11 protein-coding genes are annotated in these 15,550 nt (G+C 51.7%); 7 read left to right on the top strand and 4 right to left on the bottom strand.

Going from position 1 to position 15,550, the window contains the following annotated elements:
• The first annotated feature begins 80 nt into the window (after window positions 1–80).
• From B7988_RS07015 to B7988_RS07025, 3 genes are read left to right on the top strand one after another with little or no spacing between them, the layout of a single operon-like run.
• Window positions 81–869 carry a hypothetical protein gene (locus tag B7988_RS07015; protein WP_073318017.1) on the top strand — a complete coding sequence of 263 codons (789 nt, stop codon included), beginning with the start codon at window positions 81–83 and terminating at the stop codon, window positions 867–869.
• 19 nt (window positions 870–888) lie between these two features.
• The gene (locus B7988_RS07020) at window positions 889–1,866 is read left to right on the top strand and encodes an iron ABC transporter permease (protein WP_073318014.1); all 978 of its coding nucleotides are present in this window, start codon (window positions 889–891) and stop codon (window positions 1,864–1,866) included.
• On the top strand, window positions 1,863–2,606 hold the full coding sequence (locus B7988_RS07025; RefSeq protein WP_088657367.1) for an ABC transporter ATP-binding protein: 744 nt from the start codon (window positions 1,863–1,865) through the stop codon (window positions 2,604–2,606). Before B7988_RS07020 ends, B7988_RS07025 begins: the two co-directional genes overlap by 4 nt.
• A gap of 55 nt (window positions 2,607–2,661) precedes the next feature.
• Here B7988_RS07025 and B7988_RS07030 read toward each other — a convergent pair whose 3' ends face one another.
• From B7988_RS07030 to rho, 3 genes are all read right to left on the bottom strand, one after another.
• Entirely contained in the window at window positions 2,662–4,026 is a 1,365-nt protein-coding gene (locus B7988_RS07030) for a sigma-54 dependent transcriptional regulator (protein WP_088657368.1), read from the bottom strand.
• Window positions 4,027–4,112: 86 nt separating this feature from the next.
• Window positions 4,113–4,919, bottom strand: coding sequence for a pyrroline-5-carboxylate reductase (gene proC, locus B7988_RS07035; protein ID WP_073318005.1), 807 nt, complete (start codon window positions 4,917–4,919; stop codon window positions 4,113–4,115).
• A 15-nt stretch (window positions 4,920–4,934) separates the two neighbouring features.
• The gene (gene rho, locus B7988_RS07040) at window positions 4,935–6,962 is read right to left on the bottom strand and encodes a transcription termination factor Rho (RefSeq protein WP_249268892.1); all 2,028 of its coding nucleotides are present in this window, start codon (window positions 6,960–6,962) and stop codon (window positions 4,935–4,937) included.
• 243 nt (window positions 6,963–7,205) lie between these two features.
• On the opposite strand from rho, the gene folK reads away from it, so the two are divergent.
• Genes folK through panC form a run of 3 tightly spaced genes read left to right on the top strand, consistent with a single transcriptional unit; the run spans window position 7,206 to window position 9,218 of the window.
• On the top strand, window positions 7,206–7,715 hold the full coding sequence (folK, locus tag B7988_RS07045; RefSeq protein ID WP_073318002.1) for a 2-amino-4-hydroxy-6-hydroxymethyldihydropteridine diphosphokinase: 510 nt from the start codon (window positions 7,206–7,208) through the stop codon (window positions 7,713–7,715).
• Window position 7,716: 1 nt separating this feature from the next.
• A complete protein-coding gene (locus tag B7988_RS07050) occupies window positions 7,717–8,367 on the top strand; it encodes a deoxynucleoside kinase (RefSeq protein ID WP_073317999.1) in 651 nt (216 codons plus the stop codon).
• Window positions 8,367–9,218, top strand: a complete 852-nt coding sequence (gene panC / locus B7988_RS07055) for a pantoate--beta-alanine ligase (RefSeq protein ID WP_073317995.1) — start codon at window positions 8,367–8,369, stop codon at window positions 9,216–9,218. Before B7988_RS07050 ends, panC begins: the two co-directional genes overlap by 1 nt.
• Before the next feature lie 50 nt (window positions 9,219–9,268).
• Here the strand turns inward: panC and B7988_RS07060 are convergent, their stop codons facing one another.
• Complete coding sequence (locus B7988_RS07060; RefSeq protein ID WP_249268893.1) at window positions 9,269–12,403, bottom strand: CHASE2 domain-containing protein; 3,135 nt, start codon at window positions 12,401–12,403, stop codon at window positions 9,269–9,271.
• 100 nt (window positions 12,404–12,503) lie between these two features.
• Between B7988_RS07060 and B7988_RS07065 the strand changes: the two genes are divergently transcribed.
• Window positions 12,504–15,521, top strand: a complete 3,018-nt coding sequence (locus tag B7988_RS07065; RefSeq protein WP_088657445.1) for a DNA translocase FtsK — start codon at window positions 12,504–12,506, stop codon at window positions 15,519–15,521.
• Window positions 15,522–15,550 lie beyond the last annotated feature (29 nt).

Below are 15,550 nucleotides of genomic sequence, written 5' to 3' on the forward strand. Positions count from 1 at the left end.
TCCAAAGATAGCCTTTTTTTGTATGTTATCCTTACCTTTTTTATAACGCTTTAACTACATTTACGATGATGAGTGTATCTATGTATAAGCATATTATTATTTCTTTATTGTCTTTGGCTTTCGTTGGAATGCCTTTGGCGCAGACGGCTCCTGCCGCAACTCAACCTGCAAACCTCGTTAAAGTAGAATCCCAGGTGGTGGCCACACCGCGTGGAGCTACGGCAACGCTCGACGAAATGATTCAGGCTAAGCTTGATTCAATGAACCATGTGGCACCGGCGGTCGGTCCTCGTAACGCGGATAGCCTTGCGAAAGTCCAGGCCGACAGCGTCCGCAAGTTGGTCCAGACGGGTAAGTACGTGCAGCGCGCTCGCTACGACAAGAGCAACTTCGACCACTGGCGCATCGACACTGTGCTCCAGAAGCGCATGAAGGACCAGGTGGTGGGTGTTTGGCGCACTCCGATTATCGCTCACGGCCATGCTTTCCGCGATGCTGAACTCCGCTTCGGCGCAAACGATACGCTAGTCGGTATTACTCGCACTTACTCCGATTCCGGTCGCTACCAGATGACGGGTGAATACACGTTCAAGGCCCGCTACCGTTTCGATTCCGACCAGTCTCTCGTGAGCCGCGAAGTCTTTAAGGAACGTCAGGTGGTTCGTTGGGACTACATCACGTTCGATATCGTGAACGACTCTCTGCGTTACAACTTGAACAAGTTGGAATTCCGTGACCTGAACGATAACTGGCTCAACGCCCTGCAGGGATTCGACAATATCCCGCCTGAACTCTATATCCGCGATCCGAAGCAGACTGCGGAATTGAAGCAGGCTGCAGCGCAGACCCAGAACAAGAAGAAAAAGTAAGTCTTCTTGGGGGCTAGCGATGCGCGGCATCGATCATAGAATCCTTGTTGGATTTGCGCTGCTCATCGCCCTGATTGCCATCCTTTCTTATTTGACTCTATTTTCTGGAGCGGTCGGACTTTCTTGGTCTGACCTTTCTTTTAAGGGCGGCCAATACGATTCCGTGGAAGCCCGCATTTTTTGGCAGATTCGCGTGCCCCGACTAGTGGCGGCGGTTCTCTCCGGAATTTCTTTGGCGGTAGCGGGTCTTTCGCTACAGACTCTGTTTAGGAACCCGCTGGCAGGCCCGTTTGTGCTTGGCATTAGTAGTGGCGCAAGCCTTGGCGTTGCGCTTTCGCTGTTGGCCGGATTCACCTTCGGGCATTTCGGAGTCTTGTCGGGGGCGGCTGCGGGCGCACTTGCTGTGACTTCGGTTGTGATGTTCGTTGCCTCGAGGTTTGAAAACTCGACCATCCTTTTGATTGTGGGACTCTTGATGGGCTACTTTATTGATGCCCTGGTGAGCCTCCTGATTATGGGAAGCGACGCGGAATCTTTGCGCGTGTATGTGTCCTGGGGAATGGGCAGCTTTGGCCGCCTGACCTTCGACGGCATTTGGATTTTTGCACTGTGCACGGTTGTCGGCCTTGTGCTTGTGGCGCTGTCGATCCGGTATTTGAATGCCGCCAGAATGGGCGACGACTTTGCAAAAGGCTTGGGCGTGAATGTACGCCAGGGGCGCGTGATGGTGTTGCTGGGTGCATCGCTTCTGGCGGCTGCATCGACGGCGTTCTGCGGTCCGGTCGCGTTTGTCGGAATCGCGGTTCCGCACCTTTCTTTTATGTTGTTCAAAACAAGCAACCATCGTGTCTTGATGCCGGCGTCGGCTTTGTGTGGCGTGGTGCTTTGTTTGGCTGCGTCGCAGTTTTCGAAATTCCCGCTAAATGCGGTGCTTAGCCTGGTGGGCGTGCCTGTGGTACTCTGGGTGATTGTTCGCGGGGGAGGACTCCGCCGATGAATTTGCCTTTGAATGCGACGCTTCTTCAGTGCGAAAATTTGGTGATCGGCTACAAGCAAGACAAGCGCTCCGATGCGGTCGGGCTTGTGACTCCTGTGGATTTTGAATTGAAGGCGGGCGAGGTGGTTGCCTTGCTCGGTGAAAACGGTACGGGCAAGAGCACCTTCCTCAAGACTTTATGCGGACTTTTGCAGCCGGTATCGGGATCGGTTCTGCTGCAAGGAAAATCGCAATGGACTGCCCGCGAACGTGCCAAATTCATAACGCTGGTGCGCATGGGTGGTGTGGTATGCGACCGCATGAATGTTCGCGAATTCGTGGGACTTGGTCGTATGCCTTACGCAGGCCTTTTCGATGGGCGTAACCAGGAAGATGAAAGCTTTGTGAGTGAAGCGCTGGCCTTGCTTGAAATCGAAAAGTTTAAAGACCGCTGGCTTACGGAACTCAGCGATGGGGAACGGAGCCGCGTGTATTTGGCGCAGGCGGTTGCCCAGCAGGTAAACGTGCTGCTGCTCGACGAACCGAATGCCTTTATGGATATTCCTCGCAGCCGCAAGCTGTTCACGCTTTTGCAAAAGTTGGCGAAAGAGCGAGACATGGGGATTCTAGTGTCAACGCATTCTGTGGAGTACGCCGAAAAGTATTGTGACCGAATCATGGTCATCGAAAAAGGATTCGCCCGTTGCGAGCGGGCAAGCGATGCACGAGCTAGAGGTCTGCTAGACTGGACCGAAGGTTAAATACAATGTTTAATGTGAAGTGTGAGGTGAGGAATCTCATTCCACATTACACATTTTACATCTTTTTTACGTCAACATTCAAATGTTTAAGGCGGTTATAGAGGGCGGTGCGGAATAGCCCGAGTTTTTGTGCGGCTTCGCGCACGGAACCATTGCATTCGCGGATTTTCTTGATCAAGAAATCGCGCTCCTGTGCCAGTTGCATTTGCCTGAAGTTTTCGTATGCAGAGGTGTTTTCCGGGGTGCTCTCGGAAGAATCGCTTGCTTGAGAGTTGCTTGAATTCGGCTTGATTGCGCTTGCCGAGGTGGTGGGGCTCACGGTATCGATGTGAAGGTCTTCGGGCTGTAGGGCGCCTGCGCTTGTAAAGCAGAGGGCGCGCTGGATGACGTTTTCAAGTTCGCGAATGTTGCCCGGCCAGTCGTATTCCTGGAGCTTACGGAGGGCAGCGCTTGAAAGCGTAAACTTTTCGCCGGAACCCTGGTAAATCTGGATGAAGTAATTCGCCAAATCTTCGATGTCTTCTTTGCGGTCGCGTAGTGGCGAGATTTGCATGGGAATCACGTTCAGACGGTAATAGAGATCTTCGCGGAAACGCTTTTCGGCAATCTCTTGGTGCAGGTTTCTGTTTGTTGCGGCAATGATGCGGACATCGATATGCTTGGTCGTATTGGATCCGAGCGGGCGGATTTCTTTATTCTGCAAGACTCGCAAGAGCTTGACTTGGGCGTGCAAGGGCATATCGCCGATTTCGTCGAGGAATATGGCGCCGCCGTCGGCTGCCTCAAAAAGACCGATGCGTTCGTTTTGAGCACCCGTGAATGCTCCACGGGTGTGGCCGAAAAGTTCGCTTTCGAACAGGTTTTCGGGAATGGCGCTGCAGTTGACCGTGATGAACTTTTCGTACATGCAGCCGACGGCGCGGGCAATTAGCTCTTTACCGACGCCGGTTTCGCCTTCGATAAGAACGGGGCCTGTATGCACGATGGCGCGTTCTACGGTTTTGCGGAGCTGTTGCATGGCCGGGCTTTTGCCAACCAGGTGGCTCATGCGTTCCCTGAAAATCTGGCGCGCGGTATGAATGTCCTTAAGCTTTGCAATTTGCGACATCAAGTGGAGCTTTAGGGATTCCACCGAAAGAATGCTGTCGTAAAGCTTGTTGGATATTTCCCCGAATTGCTCGGGGGCTTCGGCGTAAACAAGAATCAAGGTGTCTGGCGTTTTTTTGCGGAGCGCCTTGAGCATTTCCAAGTTATGCGCCGGAAAAGAATCTAGATCCCAAATGACAAGCGGAACCTGCGGAATCGCGCCCGCTGTCGGAATTTCGCGGAACGTGTCCACCGGATAATCTACCGACGAAAGAACGTCCTGTATAAACGAGAACGTTGCATTTTCTTTCGCAAATAGATTGATGGTCGCCATTGTTAGAACTTAGAACTTAGAAGTTAGAACTTAGAAAAAAATCTCTAAGTTCTGCCAACTAAGTTCTACCGACTGCGGCGAAGCCGCTATTTTCCCAGTTCCTTGCTACGGTCGGTACCGGCCACAACAGCCTTGATCAGCGTGCTGCGGAAGGCGCCTTCTTCAAGGGCGTTGATGCCTGCGATAGTGGTGCCTGCGGGTGAGCAAACCATGGCGCACAAGTCGCTTGGGCTCTTGCCGGACTGCTTCACGAGTTCGACGCTGCCCTCGATGGTACCAAGCGCAAGCTTGAGTGCCACATCGCGGGTGAGGCCTGCCTTGACGCCGCCGCGAGTGAGGCCTTCGATGAATTCGAAGACATAGGCGGGGGCGCTGCCCGAAAGTCCGGTCACCGCATCCATCAGGGATTCTGCGACGCGGCAGGTCACGCCGATGTTTCCGAAGATCTTTTCGGCAATGGCGAGCGTTTCTTCAGTAACGCCGTCAGTAGCGAGACCCACGGACCCCTTGCCAACGGTAAGCGGCAAGTTCGGCATCACGCGGAGAATCTGGTTCTTTTCGCCTAAAACTTCGATGAGGGCCTTGCGGGTAACGCCTGCCATGATGCTTACGAAGGTCTTGACTGCCTTTTCGGCGGCAGCGGCGGCCTTCCATTCGGCGGCAACCAGCTTGAAAATCTGCGGCTTTACGCAAAGGAAGGTGACGTCTGCCTTGTTGAGGCCTTCGGCAAAGCTTGCCACGCGAACGCAGCCGAGAGCAGAAACTTCTGCGGCGGCCTTGTCGGAGGGGTCAAAGAAGAAAATGCTGGAGGCGTCCGTGCCGGCCTTCAAAAGACCGCGGAGGATTGCGCCACCCATGTTTCCTGTACCTGCGAAAAAGATTTTTTCTGACATAGAATATCCTTTTGTTTAGCGAAGGCTGTCCTTTGCTTTTTTCATAAATTCTAGTAATTCGGCATTGGTCTTGTTTTGCTTCATGAGCTTAATGAGCTTGTCCATAATGCCGTTTTCGGTATCGTTCTGGGCGCCCTGACGGAATTTCCAGATGATATCCTGTTCGTAAAGGGTAAGAAGGCGGTCTTCTTTACGGGTGCCCGACTTGAAGATATCGATGGCGGGCCAGGTGCGCTTTTCGGCCAGGCGGCGGTCAAGCACCAGTTCCATGTTACCCGTACCCTTGAATTCTTCAAAGATTACTTCGTCCATGCGGCTGCCCGTTTCGATCAAGGCGGTACCGATAATGGTAAGGGAACCGTTCTTCTGGATGATTTCGCGGACCGGTTCGCCGGTAATTGTCTGGACAATCTGGCCGTTGGAATCTTTCTGGAAGTCGCCGAGCTTGTCGGCAATCTTACGGGCGGCACCGAAGAACTTTTTCGGGAACTGCATGGCGTTGGCATCCACACCGCCCGAAAGAATCTTGCCGGAGTGCGGAATCACCACGTTGTTCGCGCGGGCAAAACGGGTAATGGAGTCGAGCAAGACGACTACGTCCTTCTGCTGTTCCACAAGGCGCTTGGCCTTTTCGAGCACCATGGTGGCCACGCGGGCGTGATGGTCAGGCGGTTCGTCGAAGGTGGAGGCCACCACTTCGGCGCGCAGGTTCGGGTTCGCTTCTACCAGCTTGCCGATAATTTCTCGCATTTCGGTCACTTCTTCAGGACGTTCGTCAATCAGAAGCACGATGATGATGATTTCGGGGTGGTTCTTGGCGATAGCGCGAGTCATGTTCTGCAACAGAATCGTCTTACCGGTACGCGGAGGAGCGAGAATAATACTGCGCTGGCCCTTACCGATGGGGGAGAACAAGTCCATGACGCGGGTGCTTAATTCTTCGGGATCCCATTCGAGCTGAATCTTTTCGTTCGGGTGAATCGGGGTTAAGTATTCAAAAGCAACGCGACGCTTGATCTTTTCAGGGTCTTCGAAATTTACTTTGTCTACGCGGCGAAGCGCATAGTATTTGTCGTTCTGGTCGCGCGGCGGACGGGCGAGACCGGCAACGGTATCGCCAATTTTGAGTCCGAGCTTGCGGATCAGGTTCTGGCTTACGTAAACGTCGTCCGGGCCCTGCTGGTAGTTGAATTCGGTATTGCGCAGGAATCCGTGACCTTGCGGAGTAACTTCGAGAAGGCCTTCGGCGTATACGATGTTGTTTTCGTTTTCGAGGCTCTGCAACAAGAGACCCAGGGACTGCTTGCGGTAACGCCTGAAGTCTACGTTTTCTTTTTGAGCGGCAAGTTCCTGCAAGTCGCTCATGGTCATCTTGCGGTACTTGCTCCAGCATTCGCGAGCCTTGTTCCATGCTTCGGAATCCGGTTCCGGAAGCGGGGTGGTATCTTCTTCTTCGGGCTGGAATCTCTGGTTTTGACGGTTGTTCTTATCGAAACGGCGGTTGTTCTTGTTGAACTTGTCGAACTTGTCGAAGCGGCGGTTCTGCTGGTTTTGCTGCTGGCCGTTGTTATCGTTTTGGTTGGCGATTTGTTCGCCTTGGTTTGCAGCTTGTTCGACTTGTTCGGCAGGTTTTTCTGCAGATGCGGCTTCTGCATTTTGCACAGGCGTTTCTGCTTGAATTTTTTCAGCAGCAGGAGCTTTGGTTGTCGGGATGTTTACTGCCGTTTCGTTTGCGGCCTGTTCATTGGCGGCAGGTGCTTCGGCTACGTTGTTTGCAGCTCTTTTTTCAAAAGATTTCTGTTCTTTAGCGTCGACAACTTTTTCTTTTGCGGCGGGCTCTTTTTCTACCTTGGCGTCTTTCACTTCGGCCTTTATTTCTACGGTATCTTCTTTAGCTTTCTTGGGACGTCCGCGGCGCTTGGGGGAAGATTCCTTATCTTCGGTGTTTGAAAAATCCATGTTCAGTTCAGGGGGGATTTCTGCGCCAGTAGGTTCTTGATCTGCCAAATAGGCATTTTTAGAATTCTTTTTTGTTGGAGCCACGATGGTGTCCTATTGAATTAATAAATGAAAATGATGTTGGTTAATATTTTAATGTAGTGAAAAAGCCCTAGTCGAATCGTTTGACCGAAATAATATAATGGGCTCCGATAAAATAACTAAAAAAATCAAATTTGTCATAAGAAAACGACTTTTTTTTGAAAAATTTTTTTGAATCCGCCTGTGGCGGTTGGGTTTGCGTTTTTCGTCGGAAAAAGGACAATTTGAATATCTATATTTAATTCCGTGGATTCTTTAGAAAGAGTTTTTGTCGCCTTGGGTTCAAACCTCCCCAATCGCTCCAAACATTTGGAGGATGGTCGTGAGATGCTCCGCAAGATTTCTGCGGGCGGGTGGCTAGAAAGTCCCATTTACGAAACTCCACCGGTAGGACCGGCGGGCCAGGGTCCCTATTTCAATCAAGTCGTAAGTTTCTGGTATTCGGGAACGTCGACGCGCCTGCTGCATTATTTGAAAGGTGCTGAATTTGTATTGGGTCGCAAACCCCGGGGTCATTGGAATTCCCGCGAAATCGATTTGGACTTGCTGTACTTCGGCAAGGAAGTCCACCAGGGCAGGCCGAATCTTCCGCACCCCCAGATTGTGAACCGCCAGTTTGTACTGGTGCCCTTGAACGATATTGCTCCAGAATGGGAGGATCCCCAGCTGGGAATGAAGGTGACGGAAATTTATTCCAACCTTTTGCAGAAAGAAGAAAAAATCCCGTTCCGCGTCATTACCTCGGAGGAACCCTAATATGCTGACAGAAAAAGGCGTCCATTTTTTGGCCATCGAAGGGGCTATCGGTGTAGGGAAGACTTCTCTTGCAGAAATTATCGCCAATCGCTGGAAGGCGACTTTGATCGAAGAAAACTTCAGGGAGAACCCGTTCCTTGAAAAATTCTACCAGAACAAAGAAGCGTACGCTTTCCAGACGCAGTTGTTCTTTTTGCTCGACCGTTTAAAGCAGTTGCAGAATTCGGCACTCCAGAGCGACCTTTTCCGCGATTTGCTGATTAGTGACTATACATACGACAAAGACCAGATTTTTGCAGCCCAGAACCTGACCGAAAGCGAATACGCCATGTACGATCAGGTGGCAAAGGCCTTGAATCATGATATCCCGAGGCCTGATTTGGTTGTTTATTTGCAAGCATCGGTTCCGACACTTTTAAAGCGTATTCACGGACGTGGCCGCGCCATGGAAAAGACTATCGAAGGTTCTTACCTGAATGGTCTTCTGGAACGCTTTGACAATTATTTCTGGAACTATCCGTATGCGCCGGTGCTTATCATCAATACGGACCATATCGATTTTGTCCATAACGAAAATCATCTGCAGCTGGTGCTCGATGCGATTGCCGCGTGCCCCAAGCAGACGACTTATTTTGTACCAGAAGGTAAATAATGCAAATCGTAACTACTGTTGATTCTCTTCGTCAAGTCATCAAGCCGCTCGCCAAGCAGGGCAAGACTATCGGGCTTGTTCCCACGATGGGTGCTTTGCACGCCGGGCATGGTGCTCTGATCAAGGAATCTGTCAAGGAATGTGATGTAACGGTTGTCAGCGTGTTCCTGAATCCGATCCAGTTTGGTAAAAACGAAGATTTGGATAAGTACCCCAAGCGCCTGGAAGCCGACGCGAAGCTTGCCGAATCGCTGGGTGCCGATTTCGTATTTGCTCCGAGTGTTGCTGAAATGTACCCCGATGGCGACCCGCTGACTATGGTTCGCGACGAAACCTTGGAAGGCATGTATTGCGGAGCCTACCGCCCCGGCCATTTCCGCGGAGTACTCACGGTTGTCTCTAAGTTGTTCCTGATTTCGGGCTGTAATCACGCCTACTTCGGCGAAAAGGATTACCAGCAGGTGTTCCTGATTGAACGCATGGTGAAGGACTTGAATTTTGATATCCAGATTCACCGCGTCAAGATTGTCCGCGAAGATTCTGGCCTTGCCCTTTCGAGCCGCAACGAATACTTGACCGACGAAGAACGCGCAAGCGCCTTGTCCATTAGTGCGGGCCTTAAGCAGGCTAAGGAAGCCTACGAAAAGGGTGAACGCGCCGTGAGCAAGATTCGCGATGTCGTGTTGAAGTCTATTCTGGGTGCACACGGTATTGTGCAGTTCGTCGAACTTGTGAACCAGAAGAATCTTCAGAAGTTCGCCGGAATCCTGGGACCCGAAGACAAGGTCGTGATTTTGGTGGCCGCTTTCTTCGGAAAGACGCGCCTGATCGACAATATCGAGCTGAACTAATTCTGAATTCCGAAATCCGAATTCGTAATTGAAAAATAGCGGCTATGCCGCTATTTTTCTGTAGCGGTGAATACGCCATCCCATACCTCGCCTTCTGCAACAGGCGGGGTAATTTTGTATGCTTCGCAGCGCTTGATGTAAACGTGCGAAGGCGTCGTCTTGCTGCCCGGATCGCGGTCGGGGTGGTGGGGTTCCAGTTCCAGACATTGCTTGAACAGTTCGATGGCGTCGTCCCATTGCATGTTCAGGTAGCAGGCGCGTGCTTTTTCCCAAATGCCCACGAGTTCCTTGAGGGATTCCTGATACTTGCAGTCGGCCTTTTCCAAGATTTCGTAGGTCTTGACCGGTTGGCTCTTGCCAATCACGCGGATGGTGTCCAGGGAACGGTAGATGAAGTCGCCTTTGACCAAATCTTTTTGCGTGTCTTCGCTAATCTGGATGTAGGCGCCGTATTGCTTGGCGGCACTTTCGAGACGGGCGGCGAGGTTCACGGCGTCGCCCATCATGGTGTAGTTTTTACGCATCGAAGAACCCATGTTACCCGTCACGATATCGCCGGAATTGATGCCGATGCGCATGTGCATGTTGTGCACGACTGTAGGCCACTTGTCGTCTTCGGTAATCCATTTCTTGCGCAGGGCGATAAGCTTGCGTTGCATTTCGACCGCCGTTTCGCAGGCACTTTGGGCGTGGTTCGGGAGAGGCATCGGCGCGCCGAAGAATGCAATGATGGCGTCGCCTTCGTATTTGTCGAGAGTTCCCTTGTTTTCGAGCAGGGTGTCTGTCATTGCTGTCAGGTATTCATTCAACAAGTCAACGAGTTTACTCGGGTCGCCAATTTTTTCAGAGAAGGTGGAGAAACTTGCAATGTCGGTAAAGTAGGCGGTGATGTACGATTTTTCGCCACCCAGGGTCGGCATAATTTCGTTTTCCACCATGGCGGTAATCAGTTCGGGAGAAATGTACTGTTTGAACGCGTTGTTGATGAAGTTCTTTTCTTTGTTTTCAAAGTAGAACTGTACGACTAGAGCCGTAATACTGGTTAACAACATCGCGAGCAATTGCTTGGACGCACCGATGTAAAGGCCGCCCTGGAAATACTTGTAAGCGATGAAGGTGTAAATGGCCATCAAAATAAGAGATAGTGCCACAGAAATCGAGCTCGTAAAGTAGAGGCCTAGTACCAGGCACAGGAGCGCGAGCAAGATGACAATGATTTCTTGTTTCTTTTCGCTTAAGGTTACCAGGTAGTCGTCGGCCAGAATGTTCTTGATAATGGTGGCGTGGATCAATACGGCGGGGTAGTTTTCTTCGTGCGGGCCAGGCACAAAGTCGAATAGAGCCGCCGCCGCAGAACCGAGAATGAAAATCTTGCCTTGATAGAACAGGTTGTCGACACGTCCTTTGTAGACGTCGTAATAGGACAGGTGCTGGAATCGTCTGTTGTTGATTTCGTTGTAACGGCCTTTGTACTTGACTTGATAACGGCCTGCTTGGTCGATAGGAATGCGCTTGACCTTGCCGAAACGGAGTTCTTCGCCTGGTTTCAAGTTCTTGATGGCTTCTTCACTGGTGGCTTGAATATCGCGGATGACTGCGTCCGAAAGGATTGCCTGGTTTGAATTCCATTTCTTGATTGCTTTGTTGTAATGGATTTGCATGTCAAGCGAAAGAATCATCTTTTGGCCAACAGGCATGCGCTTGAGAGTATCTTTGTAGAAGTCTAAAGTCTTGATGGCGCTTCGGGTAAAGTCAATGGATTCCTGGTCGTCTTCATCCTCTTCTTCTTCTTCATCTTCGCTATTGCTCGTGTCGACGGGCTTTCTTACAATCTGGTAGAATCCGTCTTCGTCTTCGTCCTTGCGGATGATATAGTCTCGGTTGAGCTTTACGGATTCCTGCTCTTCGAGGGCGTCTAGCATGTCGAGGGAAACCATCGTCAAGAGCTTGGACTGGTTTTCGTCGAGAATACTGCTGGTGCCACCGTTCGAAAGTTCCAAGGTGATTTTGCCATTGGCGTTTTTGGAGGCAAAGACTTTGTGCGAAATTTCAAGAATTCCTTCGCTCGCCTTGGACTGGATTTTCTTTTCGGCGAGGGCTTCGCGGAGCAGCAGGAACATATGGTAGCTGAAATTCGGGTAGGTCGTGTGGTAGGTACCGGCCGAATCGCGGTAAATGCCGAAGGGCTTGCCCACATCGATGTATTTACCCATCTTGACCGTGATGTCCTTGGGATCTTTGTGGAATAGGTGCAAAATAGTCATGAGCGACATGGTGGAATACACGTAGTTTTTGTCGCCGCCGCTAATGATTGCTTCGTATTTCTGCTTGTCACTCTCGATGGTGGTATCCAAAAGCGAAATAATGTCAAGCGTGGGGTTCGGGAACCGGTAAAGCATCGAAACCTTGCGGACCACGCCGTCGTTGTCGGGGTAAGCGTTTACGGATCCGAATTTGGCTCCGGCCTGCGCAAGTTCCGGGAATATATTGTCCAGCAAGTCCTTGGGTTCGACGTTTTCAATCTTGTCAATCTGGGTCGTGTCCAAAGTGGAGCTGTAGCCAATGGCGTCGGCACGTTCCAAGGTGCTCAGGGGAATCCATTGCGAGGGGTGCTTGTACGACTTGCGGTCGTCAAACATGTAGCAGACGATGGCGTTCCCGCTTTCTTTGACGGAGTTCACCAGCATGGAGTCGAAGTTGTAATTGGCGAGTAGCGAGGGGTAGAGGGAATCGACTTTGGCTTCGGGCGCGATTTTCTTGAGCACGCTCGCCGCCTGATCCGTTTTTTGCTTACCGAAGTCGGCGCTCTTGAACAGGATATCGAAACTGATTGCTGCCGCACCACCTTCGCTCAAGTTCTGGATGACCTTGGCGTGAATGGAACGGTCCCATTCGTTATAGTTGCCGAGTTTGGTCAGGGATGCTTCATCGATATCGACAATGTAAATGTTCTGGTCAAGGCTGTCGCTAATGGATACGCGTTGGTGGGTGTTGTAGTCTTCTTCGTCGGCTCTTGCGGAATGGGTTGAGGTCTTGAAAAATAAATCGTAAAAAATGTTTTCAAGAGCTTCTGCGCCGTTACGCTGGGTCTTTCCGATGATGGACTCCTCGAGGGATTCCGGCAGAAAACTGCTTTGCGTGCTTCCGAAAACAAGAATTAAAAAAACAATAAGGGCTGAAATCAAGAAGCCCGATAAAACTTTTTTAATCTTTTTCGAAAACTTTATTTGCATAATAAAAAGATAATATAATACTATATTTAGGGGGTACTTGCGGAGGCATTTTTTGGCTACTCAAAAGAAATCATCATCAAAAAAATCGGGAAAATCGGCAAAGTCTTCCAAAAAAGACGATTTTGAAACCTCGGAACAGGGATTTGGCGCCATTCTCGGTGGCTGGGCCTTGGTCGGGTTCGGCACTATATTGATGATTGGCTGTATTTGTTCCGCCTATAGTGGCGTACGTGAAAACGTTTTGGGACCGTATCTGGGCAAGATGTTTCCCGATGCGCTGGCATTTGTGTTTGGCAGGGTCGCTTCGCTGTTTGTGTCGTCGGCGCTTGTTTTGTGGGGCGCTGCCTTGGTGTCTGTTTCGAGGCGTATGCGCTTTATCCGCTATGCAGTGGGGCTTACCCTTTTGTCGGTTATTATCTCGTTCCTTTGCTCGCTCAGAAACTATGGTGAAACGAAGGTCGCAAAAAACATGCTGATGCAGGGCGGCGGAGCGTTCGGGCAGTTCTTTAACCAGTTCGTGGCGGTCCCTATTTTTGGCAAGGCTTCTTTGTTGATGCCGCTTACCATTTCTCTGGTGGGAATAGCCTTGATTCTGGTGATTGCGTTTGGCCTTCGCCCGAGACATTTCAAGTTTGTGGTACAGACGACGGCTTGGCTTAAGTCGGTGTTCAAGAAAAAGGAGCCGATCGAAGGTGAAGTCTATGAACCGGTGGATACCCGCCGTATGCCCCAGGTGCAGACCAATATGGATCTGGGTGGACTTCCGCGCGGTGTGTACATGGACGACAATACCGTGAATATCCAGCCGGACGGTTTCAAGATTCGTCGTAAGAACAAGGTGACGCCTTTCAACGGACGCAGCAACTGGATGGATGACGAGTTCAGCTTGAACGGAACGACGGACGAAGTGCCGAACCTTCCGGACGAAGTCTTGCAGATTGTAACGCCCCGCCGCGCAAAGGAGATGGCTCCACAGCCTGATTCTACGAATAACATGGTTGGCGGCTATAATTTGGACGAAGATCCTGAAATCCGCAGGCTCGAAGATTACTTGCGCCAGAACGGCGGCAAGATGAATGCCCTTGAAATCGTAGAAGTCAAGGAAAAAATTGCGGCCCTCAAGCGTGCCCGCGACTTGATTGCTTGGGAAAAGGACCACCGTGGTCGTATGCAGGTCAAGGGCGATGTACGCCGCGAAGGAACTCCGGTAACAGGTTCCATGGCGACGCGTACGGTTGCCGGCAGTGTAATGCCGACGGGAACGCAGCCTGCCGCAAAGGGTGCTACGCAAAGAAGTATGACGCAGGTCCATGCTCAAAATGCTGACGAACGCACTGTGATGGCGGGCGAGCCGACTGTTGGTAATGAGGCACCCTTTAATGCCGAGGACTTGCTCGGTGGCGATGGCGCTGCTGACGATACGTTCGTGCCCGAAGTTTACGGTGCCGACGATGTGGGCTATGTCCCTGAAATGCCGGACGAAACATTGGGCGCTTCGATTGGGAATGTGCCGAACGGTACATCGACAGCGGGTATGAAGGCGGCCCCGATTCCGCAGCGTGACCCGACCACGGTTTACGACGAATACAAGGTGCCCGCGATTAGCGACATTCTGGAAGAGCATGAACCGCAGACCGCCGATTACAGCGAAGAGGAACTGAACGCTATCGGCAAGATGCTTGAAGAAAAACTCGAAAACTTCAAGGTGAAAGGCCGCGTGATCGGTTGCGAAACGGGCCCGATGATTACCCGCTTTGAAGTGGAACCGGGCCCGGGCATGAAGGTGAGCCGGTTCTCCGCCTTGCAAGAAGACTTGGCGCTTCCACTCAAGGTTTCTTCGGTGCGTATTCTAGCCCCGATTCCGGGCAAGGCTGCTGTCGGTATCGAAATCCCGAATCGCAAGTTCCAGACGGTGTACTGCCTCGATGTATTCCAGAGCGAAAAGTTCAAGCCCTCGCCTGAAAAGATTCTGGTGGCCCTCGGTAAAGACATTACCGGTGAAGCGTTTACGATGGACTTGGCCAAGGCCCCGCACTTGCTGATTGCAGGCCAGACGGGTTCCGGTAAGTCCGTGTGCATTAACGCCCTCATGGCTTCGATGCTTTTCAGCAAGACTCCTGACGAACTCCGCATGATTCTGGTGGACCCGAAGGCGGTGGAACTCAAGATGTACGAAAACATCCCGCACTTGCTGGCTCCGGTGATTACCAAGCCCGAAATTGCGATTCAGGCGTTGCAGTGGCTGTGCTATGAAATGGACCGCCGTACTGAAGTTCTGGCATCGGCGAAGGTGCGTAACATTGGTGGCTTTAACGCGAAGTTTGAGGCGGGCGAGTTGCCTGATGAAGTGCCCGAAGAAGACCGCAGTCACCGCATGGCGTTCATCGTGGTGATTATCGATGAAATGGCAGACCTCATGATGGTCGCTGGCAAGGAAATCGAAAAGAACGTGGCGCGCCTTGCCGCAAAGGCTCGTGCCGTGGGCATTCACCTGGTGCTTGCAACGCAGCGCCCGTCAGTCAAGGTGATTACGGGTATTATCAAGGCGAACTTGCCGACTCGTATCAGCTTCAAGGTGGCATCCCAGATTGACGCCCGCACGGTCATGGACCATGCCGGCGCCGAAAAGCTCCTGGGCCGCGGCGACATGCTTTACAAGGCGGTGAACGATCCGGAACCGGTTCGCGTTCATGGAGCCTTCTTAAGCGACGAAGAAGCCGAAAAGCTTGCCGATGCCTGCTCCGACCAGAACGTATTCTACCCGCAGGTAGAATCGTTCGACGTTAGCGACGGCGAAGGCGACGAAGACGGCGAGGGCGGAGGTAAGGACTTGGGCAAGCTTGACAAACTGCTCTACGATGTGGCCGTTTGGGCTGTCGAATGCCGCGGGCTTTCGACCTCGGCGGTGCAGCGCCACTTTAGCGTGGGATTCAGCCGAGCCGGTAAAATTGTGGACCAACTTTACAGCCTCGGCGTGTGTGGCCCTGCCAAGGGCAACTCCAAACCCCGCGCCATGCTGCTCGGAATCGAAGAAATCCAGAGCATGCAGCGCTCCGGAAAATTCGGGTAATGTTCCCTATAAAATCGTTTTAAAAGAAA

It is taken from the genome of Fibrobacter sp. UWB1 (assembly GCF_002210325.1).
Classification (GTDB): Bacteria; Fibrobacterota; Fibrobacteria; order Fibrobacterales; family Fibrobacteraceae; genus Fibrobacter.

What these genes read in the sequence shown, in the direction of transcription:
- B7988_RS07015 (WP_073318017.1), top strand. Translation starts at nt 81, where the DNA reads ATGTATAAGCATATTATTATTTCTTTATTGTCTTTGGCTTTCGTTGGA.
- B7988_RS07050 (WP_073317999.1), top strand. Translation starts at nt 7,717, where the DNA reads ATGCTGACAGAAAAAGGCGTCCATTTTTTGGCCATCGAAGGGGCTATC.
- panC (WP_073317995.1), top strand. Translation starts at nt 8,367, where the DNA reads ATGCAAATCGTAACTACTGTTGATTCTCTTCGTCAAGTCATCAAGCCG.
- B7988_RS07025 (WP_088657367.1), top strand. Translation starts at nt 1,863, where the DNA reads ATGAATTTGCCTTTGAATGCGACGCTTCTTCAGTGCGAAAATTTGGTG.
- B7988_RS07030 (WP_088657368.1), bottom strand. Translation starts at nt 4,026, where the DNA reads ATGGCGACCATCAATCTATTTGCGAAAGAAAATGCAACGTTCTCGTTT.
- proC (WP_073318005.1), bottom strand. Translation starts at nt 4,919, where the DNA reads ATGTCAGAAAAAATCTTTTTCGCAGGTACAGGAAACATGGGTGGCGCA.
- B7988_RS07020 (WP_073318014.1), top strand. Translation starts at nt 889, where the DNA reads ATGCGCGGCATCGATCATAGAATCCTTGTTGGATTTGCGCTGCTCATC.